This is a genomic window from Azospirillum brasilense (assembly GCF_005222205.1).
GTDB lineage: Bacteria > Pseudomonadota > Alphaproteobacteria > Azospirillales > Azospirillaceae > Azospirillum > Azospirillum brasilense_G.
On the sequence record NZ_CP032346.1, the window covers coordinates 103516 to 123272 of the forward strand.

Consider the following 19757-nt stretch of genomic DNA (forward strand, 5'->3'; position numbering starts at 1 on the left):
TCCCTCTCCCGGCCCTCTCCCGGCCCTCTCCCGGCCCTCTCCCGGCCCTCTCCCGGGGGACGGGAGAGGGGGAGAGCCCTTACTTCTTGGGCATGTGGCCGCTGATCTCGGCGTGCAGGGGCTTGGTGTCCTCGAAGGTCTTCTGCTGCTCCGGGGTCGCTTCCTTCTGGTGCTTCGCCTTCCATTCCGAATAGGGCATGCCATAGACGGCGATGCGGGCCTCCTCGTCGGTCAGCGGCACGTTCCGCTCCTTGGCCGCGGCGGCGTACCATTTGGACAGGCAGTTGCGGCAGAAGCCGGCCAGATTCATCAGGTCGATGTTCTGCACGTCGGTGCGCTTCTGGAGATGCGCGACCAGACCGCGGAACGCGGCGGCTTCCAACTCGGTGCGGGTCTTCTCGTCCATTCCAATCCCTCTCAGTTCTGTTCGTTGTGCAGCGTGACGAAGCGGCCATGGCGGTGGAAGCTCTGCGACGAACCGCCGGCCAGGATCGCCTCGGCCACGGCGTCGCGGTCCTCCACCACGAAGCCGGCCAGCGCGGCGATGCCGTAGCGGAACAGCCGCGGACTCAGCGGCGTCCCCGGCCCGATCAGGGCGACGCGGGTTCCCTGCGCCACCGACAGCAGACGGGGCAGGCTGCGGTTGGTCAGGGTGGAGGCGGTGATCGCCGCCCCCTCCGCGCCCGGCAGCAGCCACTCCCCGGCGGCTTCCGGATACTCCCCGTCGCTGGGGTTCATTTCGACCACATGGGCGTTGGGCAGGCGCCGGGCAATCTGCGGGAAGGACCCGAAGACGACGACGCGCCCCTCCATCCCGGCGAACAGGTCCAGCCCGTTGGCCGAGGAGCCGGTCAGGTCCGGACGGTTGTAGTGGGCGTTCAGCGCGGCCATGCCGACCGCGGCCTCCTGCGGGTCCCAGGAGCGGGCGGCGTGGGCGGCCAGCCCGGCGAGGCCGACGCCGACCCAGCGCGCCGGATCGGGCGGCGGCGCCGACTGCGGGCGGGCGGCCAGCCCGATGCCGGGCCCCCGGGCGCCGTCCGTCTCCACCATGATCCATTTGGCGCCGATGGTGATGGCGCGGACCTCGGCGTCCTCCACCCCGTGCAGCAGGTCGTCGTAGAGCCGGTGCGCCCCCCACCAGCGCCACAGCGCGTCCTCGTCCGGCGAGATCAGCGCGCTAAAGCCGCCGGTGAAGCTCTGCCACTCGTTGAGGAAGCGGCTGCCGACGCTGGTCAGCACCGGGATGCCCTCGGCGATGCCGGCCAGCAGCTCGTCCGCCAGCCCCTCACCGTGCGCCTCCAGGCCGGCGAACTTGTTGACCACCAGCAGGTCGGCGCGCTCCGCGATGGCGCGGCGCAGCGCCTGGCTGGCCTCGGCCACCCCCTGGGGGTCGACGCGGCAGGACTGCGACTGGCGGCCCAGATGCTGGGAGATGTCGTAGGCCTGGCCGGTGGCGACGTCCACCAGCTCCATCAGGTCGGCGCAGTCGCCGGGCGCGCCGGTGTTGCGCTGGATCACGCCCCCGACGCGGAAGCCGCGCCGCTGCAATTCCATCACGAAGCGGTCGATCATGGCGTCCACGGCGGCGGAGCCGGGGCCATGGACCACCGCGCCGGGACGCAGCGGGGGCGGAACCGCAGGGCGCAGGGTCGGCATGGGGCGGGCTCCTTCAGGGATGGACGACGGCCAGGGCAAGAACGGGCATCACGCGGCGGAGGCGCCGCGGCGGATGTGGTACACGAACACCTCGCCGCGCGTCTCGTGCGCCAGCAGCACATTGTCGGTCGTGTTGCAGAAATGCTTGAAGTCGATGATCGACGCCGGGTCGGTGGCGTAGACGATCACCTCCTCCCCCTCGGCCATCTTGTCCAGCAGGGCGCGCGTCCGCAGGATGGGCAGCGGGCAATGCAGCCCCTTCACGTCGAGTTCCTTGGCCGACACGGACGTAACCTCTTCTTCTGCATGGGCACCGGACGCCGCGACTGTAGCGGGTTCGCGCCGCCGTCTCCACCGTTCCCATAGATTCGGCGTTCCGGACAGTTTGGCGGTCCGGAGGCCCAGGGCACCTTTGCCGGGCTGGGATGTTAGCCAGGGAAGCGGATTCGAACGAACAATGCGGGAGCAACGCTTATGGCCGGTCGGCATTTCGACAAGGTGGTGGTCATCACCGGGGCGTCCAGCGGGATCGGGCGGGCGACCGCCCTGGAGTTCGCGCGCCACGGCGCCGCGGTGGTCCTGGCGGCGCGGCGCCATGCCGCTTTGCACGAGGTCGCGGAGGACTGCATCGAGGCCGGGGGGCGGGCGATGGTCGTGCCCACCGATGTGCGCGACCAGGAGCAGATGAACCGGCTGGCCGAGCGCGCCATCGAGGTGTTCGGCGGGATCGACGTCTGGGTGAACAACGCCGGCGTCATCGCCTTCGGGCGCTTCGAGGAGACTCCGCAGGACGTGTTCGAGGAGGTGATGCGCACCAACTTCTTCGGCACCGCCAACGGCTGCCGCGCCGTGCTGCCGCATTTCCTGGAGCGCGGGGAGGGCACGGTCATCAACGTCGCCTCGCTGGCCTCGATCATCGGGCAGCGCTACGCCGCCGCCTACGCCGCCAGCAAGTTCGCGGTGCGCGGCTTCTCCGAGACGCTGCGGCAGGAGCTGGTGGAGGATCCCGGCATCCAGGTCTGCACCGTGCTGCCCGGCCCCATCGACACGCCGCTGTGGCAGCACGGCGCGAACTACACCGGCCGTGCCGTCAAGGCGATGAATCCGCTGCGCCCGCCGGAAGAGGTGGCCGACGCCATCCTGCGCTTGGCCGAAAACCCCAAGCCGGAGCTGTTCGTCGGCGCCGCGGGACGCTCCGCCGCCCTGCCGCACGCGGTGGCGCCGGCGCTGGCCGACCGGATGCTGGCCCACCGGATGGACCGCGACATGTTCGACAACCGCCCGGCCCGCGACACCTCCGGCGGCGTTTTGGAGGCCATGCCGGATTACCGGGAGGCGAGCGGCGGCTGGATGGAACGCGCCGCCGCGCAGGCGCCGCAGGAGCGAGGCGGCGGACGCCGCGCCTTGTGCTGGACCAACGTCGCGCTGTTTTTGCTGCCCATCGGCCTGATGAGCCGTTTGCCCGCCCATGTCTGGGAGCGGCGGGCGTGGGAGAGCGCCAGGGTCAGGCCGTGAGCATCTTGAGGCCGGACAAGGCGAGGATCGCCGCCAGCAGGTAGCGCAGCGCCGCGGTCGGCAGGTGGCGGCTGCCCAGCCAGGCGCCGACCGCACCGCCCACCCCGGCGGCGGCCAGCCACCAGGGCAGGGCGGCCGGCAGGGTGGTGGCCGTCGTCCAGGTCCCGGCCAGCGCCGCCGCCGAGTTCAGCAGATTGTAGGCGGCCGACACGGCGGCGGCGCGGCGCGTCTCGACCCAGCCCATCAGCAGGATCAGCGGCGCCAGGAAGATGCCGCCGCCGGTGCCGGTCATCCCGGACAGGAAGCCCACCGCGGCCCCGGCGGCGAGCGCCGGCAGGAAGGGCGGCATGGCTGCGGCCGCCCGTTCCGGCGTTCCGCGCGCCGCCCAGGTGGAGCGCGCCAGCTCCAGCGCCGCCAGGAGGAGGATCGCCCCGACCAGCGGGTAGTAGAGATGCGGCGGCAGATGCATCGTGCCGCCGAGGAACGAGAAGGGCATCCCCAGCACGCCGAACGGGTAGAAGGCGCGCCAGTCGAACAGCCCGGCGCGCGCGAATCGCACCGTGCCGATGCCCGCCACCAGGAGGTTGAGGGCGAGCGCCGTCGGCTTCATCGTCGCCGGGTCGAGCCCGACGATGCCCATGACCGCCAGATAGCCGGAGGCTCCGGCCTGCCCGACCGCGGCGTACAGCGTGGCGACGGCCAGGATCAGCGCCGTCAGACCGACCGTCTCGTTGACCACCCGCGTTTCCCCTCAAGCCGTGCCGGTCGCTTGTAAACCGGGGCGCGTGGGCGGGGCCAGGGAAAGGGCGGAGAATTTCCGAACCATGGCGGCGCGGCGCTGTTGGCGGGGGAGGGCACCGACGCCCAATTCCCCCTCACCCCCGTCCTTTGGAGGCTGCCCATGCACGCCCGCGACATGATCAGCACGCACCCGCAGGTCCGCGGAAACACCAACGACGCGCTCATCCGCTGCATCGAGGCCTGTTACGATTGCGCGCAGACCTGCACCACCTGCGCCGACGCCTGCCTGGGCGAGGATCAGGTGGCGGAGCTGGTCCAATGCATCCGCCTGAACATGGATTGCGCCGACGTCTGCACGGCGACCGGCTCCGTCGCCACCCGGCGCAGCGGCTCCAACGAGGCGGTGATCCGCGCCATGCTCGACGCCTGCGCCACCGCCTGCCGCCTGTGCGCCGAGGAGTGCGAGGGCCACGCCGGCATGCACCAGCACTGCCGCATCTGCGCCGAGGCCTGCCGGGCCTGCGAGGACGCCTGCCGCAAGGCCCTGCAGACCCTGAGTCATTGAGGCAGGCCGAGGGTCAGCCGCCGTTGCCGAGGATCACCCTGTCCAGGTAATCGGCCAGCAGCGCGCCGTCCCCCAGTCCCAGCAGCAGCTTGGACGAGACGTTGCCGTTGTCCGTCCGCAGGCCGGGAACCGCCGCGTGGCGGGCCAGGAAACCGTCCAGCGCGGCGTTCCAGGCGGCATCGGCGTTGCGGCAGAAGATTTTCGACAATGAGAAGTGCGGCACCTTGCGGAAGGGGCCAGCGAGGCGCTTTCCCTGGAAGACCGCCGGCGGGTTGCCGTGGGTCCGGTAACGCGACTCCAGCGTCTTGCGGAAGCTCTGGAAGGTCGTCCCGCCGCTTTCCATGCCGATGGTGACGACCGGAACGCCGAGCAGGGCCACCGAGTCGGCGATCAGGCGGGCGTTCTCCTCCTGGTCGCGCCGGATGGCCTCGGCGAGCGCCGGATCGCCGCGCATCGCCTCGGTCAGCCCCACCGTGCGCGGCGTGTGGAAGGAGCTTTTGTTCAGCACCATCACCTTGCTGCGGAAGGAGCCCGCGCCGAAGATGCCGTCGAAGAAGCTGTGCGCCATCGCCCCGGCGCGCCCCTGGACGCAGAGATAGACGGACTGCTCGAATTCCCGGCGCCCGGGATTGTCGCCGACCAGGATGAGTTCCGGCAGCATCCCGCCGCCGGTGGCGTAGGCGGTGAGATCGCCGTTCACGACGAACAGCGGCGACACGGAGTCCCGAAGGGCACGGACCCGTTCGCCGTGTTCGGCGACGCGGGTCCGGAACAGCGAAACCGCATCGGGGCGGGCGTCCACGGGCGGGACATCGCCCAGGATGACGGACAGATGCCGCAACACGGCCTCGTGGTCTGATGCCCCATGCTCCGTTGCCGACGCGTCGATCGAGGATACCGCCATTCCCATTCCCCTTTGCAAAGCGGCCCCATCTAAGGGACTGGTGATTGTGTTGTCGAGAGGCGTCGATCCGGCTATAGAGTGCGCCAGGGAAGCGACCGGAGCCGCGCCGTTTGCGGGTTCGCCAGGAGGTTCGGAAGGAATGAAGCTGTCAGACGTCGATATTCGCCGATACCTCGCCGAAGGACGCATCGAGATCGACCCGTTGCCGGCGGAGAGCCAGATCGGCGCGATGTCGGTCGACCTCCAGCTCGGGAACGCCTTCCAGGTCTTCCCGCCGGGGAAGGCGGCCTTTGTCGACCTCGCCCCGCCCGAGGGCCATCCCAGCCAGGTTCCCGACAAGCTGATGGACCGCGTCGAGGTTCCCGTCGGCGAGCCGTTCTTCCTGCATCCGGGGGAGCTGGTGCTCGGCATCACCGTGCAGCGCATCGGCCTGCCCAACGACATCGCCGGCCGCCTGGACGGCCGCAGCAGCCTCGCCCGCCTCGGGCTGATGGTGCACGCCACCGCGCACACCATCGATCCCGGCTGGAACGGCCGCATCACCCTGGAATTCTTCAACTGCGGACGGCTGCCGCTGGCGCTGCGCCCGGGCATGCGGATCTGCGCCCTCAGCTTCGAGACGCTGATGTCGCCGACCTCCAAGCCCTACGCCGCGCGCCCGGACGCCAAGTACCGCGACCAGCTCGACCCGCTGCCCAGCCGGATCAACCTGGAACAGCCCTGAGGGCTGGTCTCCGAAGACCGACGTTGAAAAGGCGCCCCGCTTCCGGGGCGCTTTTTATATGCGGCGTGAGGCGGGCGGATCCTTACCCGGGCTCCCACCCCTCCGGCGCCATTTCGAAACCGGCGAACTCGAAGGCGGGGGAGACGGTGCAGCCGACCAGAACCCAGCCCGCCACCGGCCGCGCCGCCTGCCACGCGTGCGCCGGAACGACCCCCTGCGGGCGCTGGCCGCCCGCGAGGTCCATCCCCAGCACCAGCCGCTCCACCGACCGCCCGTCGGCGGAGATGGACAGCTCCAGCGGTCCGCCGGCGTGCCAGTGCCACATCTCGACCGCGTCCACCCGGTGCCAATGGGAGCGCTCGCCCGCCTGAAGCAGGTAATGGATGCCGGTCTTGACCCCGCGCCCGCCGCCCGGCGGGGCGTCCCGGAAGGTTTCCACATAGTGGCCGCCTTCCGGGTGGGGCTGCATGCCCAGCGTCGCGATGATGCGCTCGGGCGTCAGGGCCTCCATGGCGTTGCCCTCCCTTGCGCCGGCCGTCACGCCGGCGGCGGCGCGGTGTGGCGGAAGCTGTCGAGGTCGGAGGCCGAGGCGAACCACGCCGCCAGCTCCGGACGCCCCGCCCGCCAGTTCTCGTGCCCGAAGCGGAAGTCGAGGTAGCCGAGCGCCACCAGGATGGACAGCGTGCCGATGGTCAGCGTGCCATCGAGGGCCGGCGCCTCCGCCTCCAGCACGTCGAGCGCGCGGGCCACGGCGCGGCGCTGGCGGTCCGCCCAGGTTTCGGAGCGCTCGCCGTCCGGTCGCTGAAGCTCCAGGCGGCGCAGGATGGCGGCGTCGCAGATGCCGTCGGCCAGGGCCTGCTGGCGCAGCGCCGTCCAGCGCGCTGGGCCGGCGGCCGGGAACAGGCGCGGGCCGTCGTGCAGCGAGTCCAGATACTCGGCGATCACCGGGCTGTCGTAGAGCGCCGAGCCGTCGTCCAGGATCAGGGCCGGCACCTTGCCCAGCGGGTTGTCCGCCGGCAGGTCGGTGTCGGGCGCCCAGGCGTTGGTCGCCTGCTTCTCGACCGTCGAGTCCAGCCCGCATTCGATGAGGACCATCGCGACCTTGCGGACGTAGGGCGAGGTCGGGCTCCAGCGAAGCTTCATGAAAATCTCTCCTCCCGTTTTGTGGGCGTCAGCGTAGCGCGACGGCGCGCGGTCTTAAAAGCGCTCCGTCCTAAAAGCGGTCCTTGCGGCCCCGGATCTCGGCGAACACCGCCACCGGGTCGGCCCCGGCCATGCCCAGGGCGGCCTGGACCTCCGGCGAGTCGGCGCGCAGGAAGGGGTTGGTGGCCTTCTCGACGCCCAGCGTGGAGGGGATGGTCGGTTCCCCGCGCTCGCGCTGCGCGGCGATCTCCGCCGCGCGGGCCTTCAGGGCGGCGTTGTCCGGCTCCACCGTCACGGCGAAGCGGGCGTTGGACAGGGTGTATTCATGGCCGCAATAGACGCGCGTGTCGTCCGGCAGGCCGCGCAGCTTTTCCAGCGAGGCCCACATCTGGGCCGGCGTGCCCTCGAACAGCCGCCCGCAGCCGAGCGCGAACAGCGTGTCGCCGCTGAACAGCGCCTTGGCCTCGGGAAACCAGAAGGCGATGTGGCCGGAGGTGTGGCCGGGGACGAAAAACACGTGCGCGGTGTACGATCCGAACGAAATGGTCTCGCCTTCGCCCAGACACGTCTCCATATCGGGAATGCGGGCGACGTCGGCGCGCGGTCCGATCACGTCGGCGCCATAGCGCGCCTTCAGCGCGTGGTTGCCGCCGATGTGGTCGTTGTGGTGGTGGGTGTTGAAGATGTGCGTCAGCGTCCAGCCGCGCCGCTCCAGCTCCGCCAGCACGGGCTGTGCGTCGCCGGGGTCGACGACGCCCACGGCGCCGCTGGCCGGGTCGCGCAGGAGGTAGATGTAGTTGTCGTTGAACGCCGGAATCAGGTGGATGTCCATGGGCTTGGGCCCTCCCGCATGAATGGACGTTTGATCGAAACGTGATAGCCTGGGATGACCATGTACACCGATATCGTCGATCTTCGTGAATTCTACGAGTCCGGGCTTGGTCAGGCGGCGCGGCGGATGATCCGCCGGCGCATCCGCACGATCTGGCCCGACCTGCGCGGCCAGATCGTTCTGGGGGTCGGCTACACGACGCCCTATCTGCAGCCCTTCCGCGACGAGGCCGAGCGGGTGTTCTCCATCATGCCGGCGACCCAGGGCGTGACCTTCTGGCCGCCGGGCGGGCCGGGGCTGGTGGCGCTGGGCGACGAGGCGGACCTGCCGCTGGCCGACATGTCGGTGGACCGCGTGCTGCTCGTCCACGGGCTGGAGGGGACGGAGCAGCTCCGCCCGATGATGCGGGAGATCTGGCGCGTGCTGGCCGGCGGCGGGCGGGTCCTGGTGGTGGTGCCAAACCGCCGCGGCCTGTGGGCGCGGGCCGACTGGACGCCCTTCGGCCATGGCTTCCCCTATTCGGCGTCGCAACTGAAGCAGGTTCTGCGCGACACCATGTTCGTGCCCGAGCGCACCGGGCACGCGCTGTTCCTGCCGCCGCTGCGCTCCCGCTTCCTGATGAAGACCGCCCCGGCCTGGGAGGAGGTCGGCTGCCGCTGGTTCAAGGCCTTCGCCGGGGTCACGATGATCGAGGCGTCCAAGCAGATCTTCGCCGGGGTGTCGCGCAAGACCCAGCAGCCGGCCAAGCGCCGCCTGATCGTCCCGCTTCCCGGTGGTGCTGCCCCGGCCCGCCGCCCGGCGGGATCCGGCGCGTGGCGGGTGTCGGAGGAGCCGTAAGCCTTGCTCCGGGACCGTTGCGGTTTGTAACGTCCCCGTTCACCGCAGCGGATCGGACCCCATGGCGAAAGCGAGCGTTCTCATCGTCCCTGGACTCGGAAACTCCGGTCCGGATCACTGGCAAAGCTGGCTGCAGCGGCGCCACCCGTCCTTCGCGCGGGTCGAGCAGGCCGACTGGGACGCGCCGGTCCTGGAGGGGTGGGTGCGGTCTCTGGAGGACTCCGTGGCCGCGGCGTCTGCGCCGGTGGTCCTGATCGCCCACAGCCTGGGCTGCATGACGGTGGCCCACTGGGGCGTGCGCAACGGGTCGTCGGTCGGCAAGGTGGCCGCCGCCCTGCTGGTCGCGCCGCCCGACGTTGAGTCGGCAGAGCACACGCCACCCGAGGTCCACGGCTTCGCCCCGGTGCCCAGCGACCCGCTGCCCTTCCGCACGGTCGTGCTGGCCAGCCGCAACGATCCCTACGCCGCGATCGCGCGCTCCTGCGGCTTCGCGGTGGGGTGGGGCGCCGACTTCATCGACGGCGGCGACCTCGAGCACATCAACACCGCCGCCGGCTACGGCCCCTGGCCGGACGGCGAGCGGCTCGTGCTCGACCTGCTCCGTGAGGCAGAGGACGGGGCCTGAGCCGCTATTGCGGCTGGCCTGTCACCGTCTTCACGCCTTCGCCATAGGTGAATTCCGGCGCCCGCGCCAGTTCAGCGGCCGGCAGGTCCAGCGTCGGCGGTGTCGAGCCGTCGGCACCGGCGGCCGCGCCCGCGATGTCGGTGCGCAGCATGCTGACCGGCAGGGACCGCAGTTTCCCGTCCGCTCCGCTGCCCTCGGCGGGGGCCAGCACGATCCGTTCGATCGCGGCGGCGCTGCCGTCCAGCGTGAAATCCTTGATCGAGCCGCCGGGCTGGCCGTCGCGGGTCCGCACCTCCTTGCCGATCAGGGTCCGCGCCTCCTCCGGGGTCAGCAGATGGGGAATCGCGGCGACGGAGGGGGCGGCGCGTTTCATTTCGTCGGAAGGCGCGTCGCCGCCGAGTCCCTCCGGCGAGGCCGCGGGCGGGGTGGCCGGGGTGTCGTCCGGGCGGGGCGCCGTCATCAGCGGAGGGCGGGCGGCGTCCGGTGACGCCTGCGGTGTCTGCGCCGACGCAGGGCCGCCGGACAGCAGCAGGGCGGCGGCCGATGCGGCGAGGATGGAGGAGGGGACGAGGCGCATGGTGCGTGGCTCCCGCTGACGGTTGTTGAACGGACCTTGCCTGTTCAACAGCGCCAGCGGGGCAGGGGTTGCATCGCCGGGAAGCGGCGGGGTCCGGTCAGTCCCGGCGCAGCAGGAAGACGCCCTGCTCGCCCAGCAGGTTGGCGAGCCCGGAATGGGCATGGCCGGTGACCCGGCCGGCGCCGTTGACGATCATGCAGCGCTCGATGCGGATGCCCATCTCCTCCGCCAGGACGACGAGGTCCTTGATCGTGCAGAAATGGATGTTGGGCGTTTCCCACCACTGGTAGCCCAGCTTTTCCGTCACCGGCATGCGCCCGGTCAGCAGGAGCTGCACACGGATGCGCCAGTAGCCGAAGTTGGGGACCGACACGATGGCCCGCCGCCCGATGCGGGTCATCGTCTCCAGCACCGTCCGCGGCTCCCGCATCGCCTGGAGGGTCTGGCTGAGGATCACGTAATCGAAGGCGCCCGGCGGGTAGTCCTTCAGGTCGGTCTCGGCGTCGCCCTGGATGACCGACAGGCCCTGGGCCACGCACTGGTGCACGCCGTCCATCGACAGCTCGATCCCGCGCCCGTCCACCCCTTTCCGGCGGGACAGGAAGGCCAGCAGGGCGCCGTCGCCGCAGCCGACGTCGAGCACGCGGCTTCCCGGCTCCACCATCTCCGCGATCAGCTTGAGGTCGGAGCGGATGCCGTTGCCGGAGGCGGTGTGGGCCGCGGCTTGCTTGTCGTCGAGGGGGCTCATGGCCGGCATGTCATGGTCTGGAGGGTCGTGTCAGGCCGCGGTGCTCGGCGCAGCCGTCCAGGAAGCCGCGGATCACCTGATGGAACTCTGGCTCGTCGAGCAGGAAGGAATCGTGGCCCTTGTCGGTGCGGATCTCCACGAAGCTGACGTTGGCCGCCACCGCGTTCAGCGCGTGCACGATGGCCCGCGATTCGGAGGTGGGGAACAGCCAGTCGCTGGAGAAGCTGGCCAGGCAGAAACGCACCGGCGTGCCCTTGCCGTCCCTGCGGAAGGCGTTGGACAGGGTGCCGCCCCCGTAATCCGCGGCGAGGTCGAAATAGTCCATCGCCCGCGTGATGTAGAGGTAGGAGTTGGCGTCGAACCGCTCGACGAAGGTGATGCCCTGGTGGCGCAGATAGCTCTCCACCTGGAAATCGGCGTCGAAGCCGTAGGTGACGGTCTGGCGGTTCTGCAGGTTGCGCCCGAACTTGCGGTGCAGCGCCGGCTCCGACAGGTAGGTGATGTGCGCGGCCATGCGCGCCACCGCCAGCCCGCGGTGGGGGCGGGTGCCCTCCAGCAGGTAGTTGCCGCCGGCCCAGTCCGGGTCGGCCATGATCGCCTGCCGGCCGACCTCGTGGAAGGCGATGTTCTGCGCGGAGTGGCGGGCCGCCGTGGCGATCGGCACCGCGGCGAACACCGACTCCGGATAGGCGACCGCCCATTGCAGGACCTGCATGCCGCCCATGGAGCCGCCGATCACGCAGAAGAGCTGGTCGATCCCGAGATGCTCCACCAGTAGCTTCTGCGCGCGCACCATGTCGCCGATGGTGATGACGGGGAAGCCGAGGCCGTAGGGCTTGCCGGTCGCCGGATCGGTCTCCTTCGGGCCGGTGGAGCCCATGCAGCCGCCGATCACGTTGGAGCAGATGACGAAATAGCGGTCGGTGTCGACCGGCTTGCCGGGTCCGACCAGCATCTCCCACCAGCCGGGCTTGCCGGTCACCGGATGCTGGTCGAGCACGTAATGGTCGCCGGTCAGGGCGTGGCAGATCAGGACGGCGTTCGACCGGTCGGCGTTCAGCGCGCCGTAGGTCTGGTAGGCGACCTCGAAGGGACCCAGCTCCGCGCCGCTGTCCAGCCGCATGGGCCGGTCCACCCCGAGCGTGACCCGGTGGCCGGGCATCGTCGCGGGCTCGGCAGGCACGGCGGCAGGCACGGCGGCGGCGGGGTTCGGCGCGGACATGACGGGTCGGAGGCCTCCGGAAAAGGGGAGTTCATAGCTACGGACCGGCGGTTGGGAGTGTCAACGTTTTCTTTGATTTCGCGGCGCTTGCGGACTACTACTATCCGGCTTTGGATTCGCCCTGGATTTGACGGTTTCCCGCCCCATGCCTCCGCCCAAGTCCCCGCTCGACGATCTGCGCCGCGAGATCGATCACATCGACGATACGATCCACGACCTGCTGATGCGCCGCGCCGCGGTGGTGGAGCGTGTCGGCGTCGTGAAGAGCCAGATCGAAGCCGCGGAAGGTCAGGTCAGCGGGAACCCCCAGACCCCGATCTACCTGCGCCCGGCGCGCGAGGCGGTCATCCTGCGCCGCCTGATGGCGCGCCACGCCGGCTCCTTTCCGGCGATGGCCGTCGCCCGCATGTGGCGGGAGATGATCACCGCCTTCACCCGGCTCCAGGGCCCCTTCGCCGTCGCGGTCTACGCGCCGGAGGACCGCCGCGGATTCTGGGACGTGGCCCGCGACCATTTCGGCAGCGTCGTTCCGATGACCGCCGTCAACACCCCCGCCGCGGCCATCCGCGCGGTGTCGGAGGGCACGGCCACCGTCGGCGTCGTTCCCTACCCGGCGGAGGACGACGCGGACCCCTGGTGGCGCTTCCTGGTGTCGTCCGACGCGCGCACGCCGCGCGTGGTGGCGCGGCTGCCCTTCGCCGGGCGCGGCAACGCCCGCGGCGAGGACCGCGACGCGCTGGCCATCGCGCTGGTTCCGCACGAGCCGACCGGCGACGACCGCACCCTGCTGGGGATCGAGCTGGGGCATGACCTCAGCCGCGGCCGGCTCAAGGACCATCTGGAGACGAGCGGCCTCGCCCCGACCTATTTCTGCACCTGGCACGCCCGCGACCCGTCCGGCCCGTCGATCCATCTGGTCGAGGTCGCCGACTTCGTCGACCACACCGACCCGCGGCTGGCCGCCTTCGCCGGCCGGCTGGGCGAGATCCCGGTGCGGATCAACATCGTGGGCGGCTACGCCGTCCCGCTCCATCTCTCCACCTCGTCTTTCCAATAATGCCCGCAAGGTCTGAGACCTGACATGACCCAGCCGAACAACGGCCCGGCGCCCCGCCCGGGGATTCTCGACATCGCCCCCTATGTCGGCGGCGAGCATGCGGGGCACATCCGCCTCGCCTCGAACGAAGGCGCGCTCGGCCCGAGCCCGCGCGCCGTGGAGGCCTACAAGGCCGCCGCGGGCGAGCTGCACCGCTACCCGGACGGCGGCTCCGCCAAGCTGCGCAAGGCCATCGCCGAGCGCTTCGGCCTGGACGCCGACCGCGTGGTCTGCGGCGCTGGTTCCGACGAGCTGATCGCCCTGCTGATCCGCGCCTACGCCGGGCCGGGGGACGAGGTGCTGTACTCGCAGCACGGCTTCCTGATGTACCCGATCGGCGCCAAGTCGGTCGGCGCCACCCCGGTCCAGGCGCCGGAGACGAACCTGACCACCGACGTGGATTCGCTGCTGGCCCACGTCACGCCGCGCACCCGGCTGGTCTTCGTCGCCAACCCGAACAACCCGACCGGCACCTACATCACCGCCGACGAGATGGCCCGCCTGCACGCCGGCCTGCCGGAGAACGCCATCCTGGTCATCGACGCGGCCTACGCCGAGTACATGAACCACAACGACTATTCGGCGGGGCAGGAGCTGGTGGACCGCTTCCCCAACGTGGTGATGACCCGCACCTTCTCGAAGATCTTCGCGCTGGGCTCGGTCCGGCTCGGCTGGGCCTATTGCCCGGCGGGGATCGCCGACGTGCTGAACCGCGTGCGCGGTCCCTTCAACGTCTCCTCCGCGGCGCAGATCGCCGGCGTGGCGGCACTGGAGGACACCGAGTTCCTGGAGCGCTCGCGCAGCCACAACACCGAATGGCGGGAGTGGTTCGTCCAGCAGGTCCACGGCCTTGGCCTGAAGACCCATCCCAGCGTGACGAACTTCGTGCTGGTCGACTTCGCCGGCCAGACCGCCGGCAAGGACGACGCCGAGGCGGCGCGCCTGTTCCTGAAGGGCCGCGGCATCCTGGTCCGCCAGATGCCCGCCTACGGCCTGCCGAGCTGCCTGCGAGTCACCATCGGCACGGAGGCCGAGATGCGCGAGGTTGTGCGGGCGCTGAAGGATTTCCTGGCGGCGTAAGGCCGCAGTGGTTTCCCCTCTCCTGCCCCGGGAGAGGGAGGGGCCCGCCGCGAAGCGGTGGGAGGGTGAGGGTGTAGGCAAGAATCAGCGCCTTGATCCTTGCGCTACCCTCACCCGGCTCTCAGCGGATGCCATCGGCATCCGCCTGACGCCGTCAGCGCTGGCCTTCGGCCAGTGCGAGAGGCCCTTCGGGCCACCCTCTCCCGGGACGGGAGAGGGGATCGCACCGTTGCGCGCGTTTCCTCACGAGGCGGCCGGGCAAACTTTCCCTTGGTCATAGGGCGCCTTGGTGCTTTATAGCGGGGCGTTCTGCAAACCATCCGCAGCCGGTGCCCTGAGATCATGAGCGAGACCGCCGCCACCTTGGCCACTCCCCTGTTCGACCGCGTCGCCATCGTCGGCGTGGGTCTGATCGGTTCGTCCCTGGCGCGGGCGCTTACGCATTACGGGGTGGCGCGTCAGGTCGTCTGCGCGGACCGCAGCCCCGAACATTGCGCCAAGGCGATGGAACTGGGCATCGTCGAACGGGCCACCACCGATCTGGCGGAAGCGCTGGAGGGTGCCGACGTGGTGATCCTGGCGACTCCCGTCGGCGCCTTCGCCGAGGTGGGGGAACAGCTCGGGCCGCTGCTGCGCCCCGGCATGATCGTGACGGACGTCGGCTCGGTGAAGCAGGCGGTGCTGCGCGACGTCGGTCCGCACATCCCGGACGGCGTGCATCTGATTCCCGGACACCCGGTGGCGGGCACCGAGCATTCGGGGCCGGAGGCCGGCTTCGCCACCCTGTTTCAGGGCCGCTGGTGCATCGTCACCCCGCCGCCCGGCGCCAACGAGGGCGCGGTGGACAAGGTGGTCACGATGTGGCGCCGCATCGGTTCCACAGTGGAACTGATGGACGCCAACCATCATGACCGCGTGCTGGCGATCACCTCGCACCTGCCGCACCTGATCGCCTACACCATCGTCGGCACGGCGTCCGACCTGGAGGACGACACCAAGTCGGAGGTCATCAAGTTCTCGGCCGGCGGTTTCCGCGACTTCACCCGCATCGCCGCCAGCGATCCGGTGATGTGGCGCGACGTGTTCCTGAACAACCGGGAAGCGGTCCTGGAAATCCTCCAGCGCTTCACCGAGGACCTGACCGCTCTCCAGCGCGCCATCCGCTGGGGCGAGGGGGAGCAGTTGCAGGATCATTTCACCAAGACCCGCGCCATCCGCCGCGGCATCATCGACGCCAAGCAGGCCTGAGACTCCAAACGAAACTAACCGGGCCGGTGGGTCTACCGGACCCGACGCAGCGTCATCAGGCCGCCGGTCAGCGGGTCCTTCAGCCGTGCCGTGTCGGAATCGATCAGTTCGATGGCGAGGGTCGGCCCGAAGCTTTCCGGAAGGACGGTGACGGTGTTGCCTGACACGGAATAACTCACCGGCTGTTCAAACCCCAGGCCGCGCATCCTCATGCTGGACCGGCGGAACTCGTAGGTTCCCAGGGCCATGCCCATACCCCCCGCTTCCGCATCGGCGGTGCCCAGACCGATGGGAGCGATCAGCGTCCAGCGCCCGATCAACGGGTTCCCAGGGTCGTAGGTTTCGCATCCCGCGAGAGCCAGAAGCGCCAAGGCGGTGGCCAGAAGTGGATGGGATCGGTGGAAACGCTTTGTCCGCATGGCCCAACAACAGCGTGAAACGCGGTTCGGTCCGCGGAACGGACCGCCTTCCTCTATTTCACATAATGTAGCTGATAAAATACGGCTTCATTTTTATGAATCACATATGTCATTTCAAAAGGCGACTTGCCCAATAGGGATAGTTGATGTTCAATGCCCCTCATGGCCTACCGCCGCCAAACGCAAGCCTTGGGGAATCCGTTCATGCCGTCGCGCGTCAGCCAGAGCCTCATCGCCGTCGGGCTGGTGACCTTGGCCGCCCTGGCGACCGCCAGCGCCGCGGTCCGCAGCACGATCCTGAACGTCTCCTACGACCCGACGCGGGAGCTGTACGAGGAGTTCAACCCGGCCTTTGCCCGCACCTGGGCGGACGCGTCGGGGGAGACGGTGGTCATCCGCCAATCGCACGGCGGATCGGGCGCGCAGGCGCGCTCGGTCATCGACGGGCTGGACGCCGATGTCGTGACGCTGGCTCTGGGCTACGATGTGGATGCCATTGCCGACGCCGGGCTGATCGCCAAGGATTGGCGGACCCGCCTGCCGAACAACAGTTCCCCCTACACCTCCACCATCGTGTTCCTGGTCCGCAAGGGCAACCCGAAGCAGATCAAGGACTGGGACGATCTGGTGAAGCCGGACGTGGCGGTGGTCACCCCCAACCCGAAGACCTCGGGCGGGGCGCGCTGGAACTATCTGGCGGCCTGGGCTTACGCGCTGAAGACCAGCGGCAACGACGAGGCCAAGGCCAAGGAATTCATCGCCGAGCTGTACCGGCACGTCCCGGTGCTGGACAGCGGGGCCCGCGGGGCCGCCCTGACCTTCACGCGCAAGGGCGTCGGCGACGTCCTGCTGGCCTGGGAGAACGAGGCCTTTCTGTCGCTTCAGGAGTTCGGCGCCGACCAGTTCGAGATTGTGGTGCCGTCCCTGTCCATCCTGACCGAGCCGCCGGTGGCCGTGGTGGACAGCGTGGTCGACCGCAAGGGCACCCGCAAGGTGGCCGAAGCCTATGTGCAGTATCTCTACACCCGCGAGGGGCAGGAGATCGCCGCGCGGAACTTCTACCGGCCCCGCCATCCCGAACTGGCGCGGCAATACGCCGGGCGCTTCTCGCCGGTGGCTCTGGTGACCGTGGACGACGTCTTCGGTGGGTGGCGCAAGGCCCAGGCGACCCATTTCGCGGAGGGCGCCCTGTTCGACCAGCTCCAGTCGGCGCCCCGCTAAAGCGGATTGCAATCCGCTTTGGACCGCGACGGCGGCCCTGGCCGCACATGTGGCCGAAGCCCGCCGGCAAGTGAGGCGATGTGAATCTAAAGCGAACGGAAGTTCGCTTTAAAGCCCAGGACAAGAGCACGCAGTGATGGAACGGGAGGGCCAAACACCATGAGCACGACATCGACCCCCCGGAGCACGGACTCCCGGACGGCGGACGGCGACGCCAACCCGCTGACTGCCGTGATCGCCGAGAACATCCGCAGTTTCCGGCTCCGCCAGGGGCTGTCCGTCGACGCGCTTGCCAAGCTGTCGGGCAACAGCCGGGCGGAGCTGACGGCGGTCGAGGCCGGGCGGGGGCCGTCCAGCATCGATTTCCTGTGGACCATCGCCCGCGCGCTCGACGTGCCCTTCTCCAGCCTGCTCAGCAGCGGGGGCAGCGGCGGGACCACGGTGATCCGGCGGGCGGACAGCCGGCCGTTGGCCTCGCGCGACGGGCGGTTCAGCTCGCGGGCGCTGTTTCCCTTCCACGGCGAGCGGCAGGTGGAGTTCTACGAGCTGCGCCTCGCCCCCGGCACCGACGAGCGGGCCGACGCCCACACCATCGGCACCGTGGAGAACATCCTGGTCGGGCGCGGCGCGGTCGAGATCGAGACCGGCGACGGCACCCACCGGCTGGAGGAGGGCGACACGATCCAGTTCGACGCCGACGCCCCCCACGCCTACCGCAACGTGGGCGACGGCGAGGCGCTGCTGTATCTTGTGATGACCTACGCCTTCTGATTCCGGGTCAGGCGGCGGTCCGCACGCTGGCGTCGCCGTTGGCGGGGGCCTGCGGTCCGCTGTCGCGGGACATCTCGGTCTTCAGGGCGGCGGCGAGCTGCCGGAAGGTTTCCTTGCGGCCGGAGGTGCGGCGCCAGACCAGCCCGATCCGGCGGAACGGCCGCTCCCCGCCCAGCGGGCGGACCACCACATCCAAACCGCGAAGAATCCCCGAGTCGAGCGCCATCTGCGGCAGCAGCGTCACCCCCAGCCCGTTGGCGACCATCTGAACCAGCGTGTGCAGGCTGGTGCCCTGGAACGCGGCGCTTTGCCGCGCCCCCTCCATGGAGCAGGCGGCCAGCGCGTGGTCGCGCAGGCAGTGCCCATCCTCCAGCAGCAGCAGATCCTCCAGCGCCACGTCGGAGGGGCGGGGCGTCGTGACGTCGCTCAGCCGGTGCTCGGGCGTGCAGACCACGGAAAAGCGGTCTTCGGCGATGTCGATCGATTCCACGTCGCCGGACGGATAGGGCAGGGCGAGAATGGCCGCGTCCAGCTCCCCCGACTCAAGCCGGTCGAGCAGCCGGGCGGTCTGGTCCTCGCGCAGGAACAGCTTCAGCTTGGGGAAGCTGTCGCGCAGGGCCGGCATCACGCGGGGGATCAGGAAGGGGCCGATGGTCGGGATCACGCCCAGATGGAGCGGCCCGGACATCGGGTCCTCCACCGAGCGGGCCATGTCCACCAGCTCCTCCGCCCCCTTCAGGACGAGGCGGGCGCGGTCGGCGATCTCGCGGCCCAGTGGGGTCGGCAGGACGGTGCGCCGCGTGCGCTCCAGCAGCGGGGCGCCCAGCAGATTCTCCAATTCCTGGATGCCGGCGCTGAGCGTCGACTGGCTGACGAGGCAGGCCTCGGCCGCCTTGCCGAAATGGCAGCGATCGACGACGGCGACGAGGTAGTGGAGCTGACGCAACGTGGGGAGGGGCTTCATGCACTGCACAATAATCGGTTTTATCGATCAAAGCGATTGGTATTTTTCGCTTCCATCGCTGACCCATTGCCCCTAACTTCCCTGGTGTCAAGCGACCAACGAGGGGGGAGCAGACTTCCGGCAGGGATGCCGCGGCACCGGTAGCCCATTTGGGAAACCAATGGGGAGACGGGGCCAGGTTGGCAGGACACCGGAGTGACGCTTGCTCCAATCATTCAGACTGATGGAGAAATCATGTCCTTGATCAACACCGAGATTAAGCCGTTCAAGGCGACCGCTTTCAAGGGCGGCAAGTTCATCGACGTCAGCGACGCCGACCTGAAGGGCAAGTGGTCGGTCGTCTTCTTCTACCCGGCGGACTTCACCTTCGTGTGCCCGACCGAGCTGGAAGACCTGGCCGATAACTACAGCGAGTTCCAGAAGCTCGGCGTTGAGATCTACAGCGTTTCGACCGACACCCACTTCTGCCACAAGGCCTGGCACGACACCTCGCCGGCCATCGGCAAGATCGCCTACACCATGGTCGGCGACCCGACCGGCACGATCTGCCGCAACTTCGAGATCCTGATCGAGGAGAAGGGCCTCGCCGACCGCGGCACCTTCGTCGTCGACCCGGACGGCAAGATCCAGATCGTCGAGATCACCGCCGGCGGCATCGGCCGCGACGCTCGCGAGCTGCTCCGCAAGGTGAAGGCCGCCCAGTACGTCGCCTCGCACCCGGGCGAGGTCTGCCCGGCCAAGTGGGAAGAGGGTGAGAAGACGCTCGCCCCGTCGCTCGACCTCGTCGGCAAGATCTAAGCCTCTCCGGCTTGATCCTCTGGGAACCGCCGGCCGCAACCGCGGCCGGACGGTTCGGCCGCGGCCACGCC

The 19757-nt window shown here is 69.7% G+C and carries 24 protein-coding genes; 11 read left to right on the plus strand and 13 right to left on the minus strand.

All coding sequences use genetic code 11. From position 1 onward, the window contains the following. Nucleotides 1-79: 79 nt before the first annotated feature. Genes D3869_RS14480 through D3869_RS14490 form a run of 3 tightly spaced genes read right to left on the minus strand, consistent with a single transcriptional unit; the run spans nt 80 to nt 1941 of the window. On the minus strand, nt 80-406 hold the full coding sequence (locus D3869_RS14480) for a DUF1244 domain-containing protein (protein WP_014197334.1): 327 nt from the start codon (nt 404-406) through the stop codon (nt 80-82). Between the two features lie 11 nt (nt 407-417). Beyond that, entirely contained in the window at nt 418-1656 is a 1239-nt protein-coding gene (locus D3869_RS14485; protein ID WP_137140727.1) for a DUF2478 domain-containing protein, read from the minus strand. A 48-nt stretch (nt 1657-1704) separates the two neighbouring features. Further along, on the minus strand, nt 1705-1941 hold the full coding sequence (locus D3869_RS14490) for a sulfurtransferase TusA family protein (protein ID WP_137140728.1): 237 nt from the start codon (nt 1939-1941) through the stop codon (nt 1705-1707). A 189-nt stretch (nt 1942-2130) separates the two neighbouring features. Here D3869_RS14490 and D3869_RS14495 point away from each other — a divergent pair, with 189 nt between their 5' ends. Beyond that, the gene (locus D3869_RS14495; protein WP_137140729.1) at nt 2131-3171 is read left to right on the plus strand and encodes an SDR family oxidoreductase; all 1041 of its coding nucleotides are present in this window, start codon (nt 2131-2133) and stop codon (nt 3169-3171) included. On the opposite strand, the gene D3869_RS14500 is transcribed toward D3869_RS14495, so the two are convergent. Then, nucleotides 3161-3910 carry a sulfite exporter TauE/SafE family protein gene (locus tag D3869_RS14500; RefSeq protein ID WP_137140730.1) on the minus strand — a complete coding sequence of 250 codons (750 nt, stop codon included), beginning with the start codon at nt 3908-3910 and terminating at the stop codon, nt 3161-3163. The genes D3869_RS14495 and D3869_RS14500 overlap by 11 nt on opposite strands. Before the next feature lie 162 nt (nt 3911-4072). On the opposite strand from D3869_RS14500, the gene D3869_RS14505 reads away from it, so the two are divergent. Then, nucleotides 4073-4477 (plus strand): four-helix bundle copper-binding protein, encoded by a 405-nt coding sequence (locus D3869_RS14505; protein WP_137140731.1) that lies wholly within the window; start codon nt 4073-4075, stop codon nt 4475-4477. A gap of 13 nt (nt 4478-4490) precedes the next feature. On the opposite strand, the gene D3869_RS14510 is transcribed toward D3869_RS14505, so the two are convergent. Further along, complete coding sequence (locus D3869_RS14510) at nt 4491-5381, minus strand: hypothetical protein (protein WP_137140732.1); 891 nt, start codon at nt 5379-5381, stop codon at nt 4491-4493. Nucleotides 5382-5520: 139 nt separating this feature from the next. Here D3869_RS14510 and dcd point away from each other — a divergent pair, with 139 nt between their 5' ends. Continuing rightward, a complete protein-coding gene (gene dcd, locus D3869_RS14515) occupies nt 5521-6105 on the plus strand; it encodes a dCTP deaminase (RefSeq protein ID WP_014197327.1) in 585 nt (194 codons plus the stop codon). 82 nt (nt 6106-6187) lie between these two features. Here the strand turns inward: dcd and D3869_RS14520 are convergent, their stop codons facing one another. From D3869_RS14520 to gloB, 3 genes are all read right to left on the minus strand, one after another. Further along, the gene (locus tag D3869_RS14520) at nt 6188-6616 is read right to left on the minus strand and encodes a cupin domain-containing protein (RefSeq protein WP_137140733.1); all 429 of its coding nucleotides are present in this window, start codon (nt 6614-6616) and stop codon (nt 6188-6190) included. 26 nt (nt 6617-6642) lie between these two features. Next, nucleotides 6643-7248, minus strand: a complete 606-nt coding sequence (locus D3869_RS14525; RefSeq protein ID WP_137140734.1) for a glutathione S-transferase N-terminal domain-containing protein — start codon at nt 7246-7248, stop codon at nt 6643-6645. A gap of 70 nt (nt 7249-7318) precedes the next feature. Continuing rightward, nucleotides 7319-8080 carry a hydroxyacylglutathione hydrolase gene (gloB, locus tag D3869_RS14530; protein ID WP_137140735.1) on the minus strand — a complete coding sequence of 254 codons (762 nt, stop codon included), beginning with the start codon at nt 8078-8080 and terminating at the stop codon, nt 7319-7321. 60 nt (nt 8081-8140) lie between these two features. Here gloB and D3869_RS14535 point away from each other — a divergent pair, with 60 nt between their 5' ends. Together D3869_RS14535 and D3869_RS14540 are read left to right on the plus strand one after the other, a co-directional pair. Continuing rightward, nucleotides 8141-8917 carry a class I SAM-dependent methyltransferase gene (locus D3869_RS14535; protein ID WP_035678754.1) on the plus strand — a complete coding sequence of 259 codons (777 nt, stop codon included), beginning with the start codon at nt 8141-8143 and terminating at the stop codon, nt 8915-8917. Nucleotides 8918-8978: 61 nt separating this feature from the next. After that, entirely contained in the window at nt 8979-9542 is a 564-nt protein-coding gene (locus D3869_RS14540) for an RBBP9/YdeN family alpha/beta hydrolase (RefSeq protein WP_137140736.1), read from the plus strand. A 4-nt stretch (nt 9543-9546) separates the two neighbouring features. Here the strand turns inward: D3869_RS14540 and D3869_RS14545 are convergent, their stop codons facing one another. The 3 genes from D3869_RS14545 to metX form a co-directional block, all read right to left on the minus strand. Further along, a complete protein-coding gene (locus D3869_RS14545; protein ID WP_137140737.1) occupies nt 9547-10119 on the minus strand; it encodes a PRC-barrel domain-containing protein in 573 nt (190 codons plus the stop codon). A gap of 97 nt (nt 10120-10216) precedes the next feature. Continuing rightward, nucleotides 10217-10867, minus strand: a complete 651-nt coding sequence (gene metW, locus D3869_RS14550) for a methionine biosynthesis protein MetW (protein WP_137140738.1) — start codon at nt 10865-10867, stop codon at nt 10217-10219. Nucleotides 10868-10877: 10 nt separating this feature from the next. Further along, complete coding sequence (gene metX, locus D3869_RS14555; protein WP_432613419.1) at nt 10878-12089, minus strand: homoserine O-acetyltransferase MetX; 1212 nt, start codon at nt 12087-12089, stop codon at nt 10878-10880. 145 nt (nt 12090-12234) lie between these two features. Here metX and D3869_RS14560 point away from each other — a divergent pair, with 145 nt between their 5' ends. The 3 genes from D3869_RS14560 to D3869_RS14570 all read left to right on the plus strand — a co-directional run bounded on the left by D3869_RS14560 (nt 12235) and on the right by D3869_RS14570 (nt 15513). After that, the gene (locus D3869_RS14560) at nt 12235-13146 is read left to right on the plus strand and encodes a chorismate mutase (RefSeq protein WP_137140739.1); all 912 of its coding nucleotides are present in this window, start codon (nt 12235-12237) and stop codon (nt 13144-13146) included. Between the two features lie 24 nt (nt 13147-13170). Next, a complete protein-coding gene (gene hisC / locus D3869_RS14565) occupies nt 13171-14265 on the plus strand; it encodes a histidinol-phosphate transaminase (protein WP_137140740.1) in 1095 nt (364 codons plus the stop codon). A gap of 342 nt (nt 14266-14607) precedes the next feature. Further along, nucleotides 14608-15513, plus strand: a complete 906-nt coding sequence (locus D3869_RS14570; protein WP_137140741.1) for a prephenate/arogenate dehydrogenase family protein — start codon at nt 14608-14610, stop codon at nt 15511-15513. 32 nt (nt 15514-15545) lie between these two features. Here the strand turns inward: D3869_RS14570 and D3869_RS14575 are convergent, their stop codons facing one another. Further along, entirely contained in the window at nt 15546-15833 is a 288-nt protein-coding gene (locus tag D3869_RS14575; protein WP_175426499.1) for a hypothetical protein, read from the minus strand. 303 nt (nt 15834-16136) lie between these two features. Between D3869_RS14575 and D3869_RS14580 the strand changes: the two genes are divergently transcribed. Then, nucleotides 16137-17153, plus strand: a complete 1017-nt coding sequence (locus D3869_RS14580; protein WP_137140743.1) for a sulfate ABC transporter substrate-binding protein — start codon at nt 16137-16139, stop codon at nt 17151-17153. Between the two features lie 159 nt (nt 17154-17312). Beyond that, nucleotides 17313-17924, plus strand: coding sequence for a helix-turn-helix domain-containing protein (locus D3869_RS14590; RefSeq protein ID WP_137140745.1), 612 nt, complete (start codon nt 17313-17315; stop codon nt 17922-17924). Between the two features lie 7 nt (nt 17925-17931). Here the strand turns inward: D3869_RS14590 and D3869_RS14595 are convergent, their stop codons facing one another. Next, on the minus strand, nt 17932-18888 hold the full coding sequence (locus D3869_RS14595) for a hydrogen peroxide-inducible genes activator (protein ID WP_137140746.1): 957 nt from the start codon (nt 18886-18888) through the stop codon (nt 17932-17934). A gap of 234 nt (nt 18889-19122) precedes the next feature. On the opposite strand from D3869_RS14595, the gene ahpC reads away from it, so the two are divergent. After that, the gene (gene ahpC, locus D3869_RS14600) at nt 19123-19686 is read left to right on the plus strand and encodes an alkyl hydroperoxide reductase subunit C (protein ID WP_114857393.1); all 564 of its coding nucleotides are present in this window, start codon (nt 19123-19125) and stop codon (nt 19684-19686) included. Nucleotides 19687-19757 lie beyond the last annotated feature (71 nt).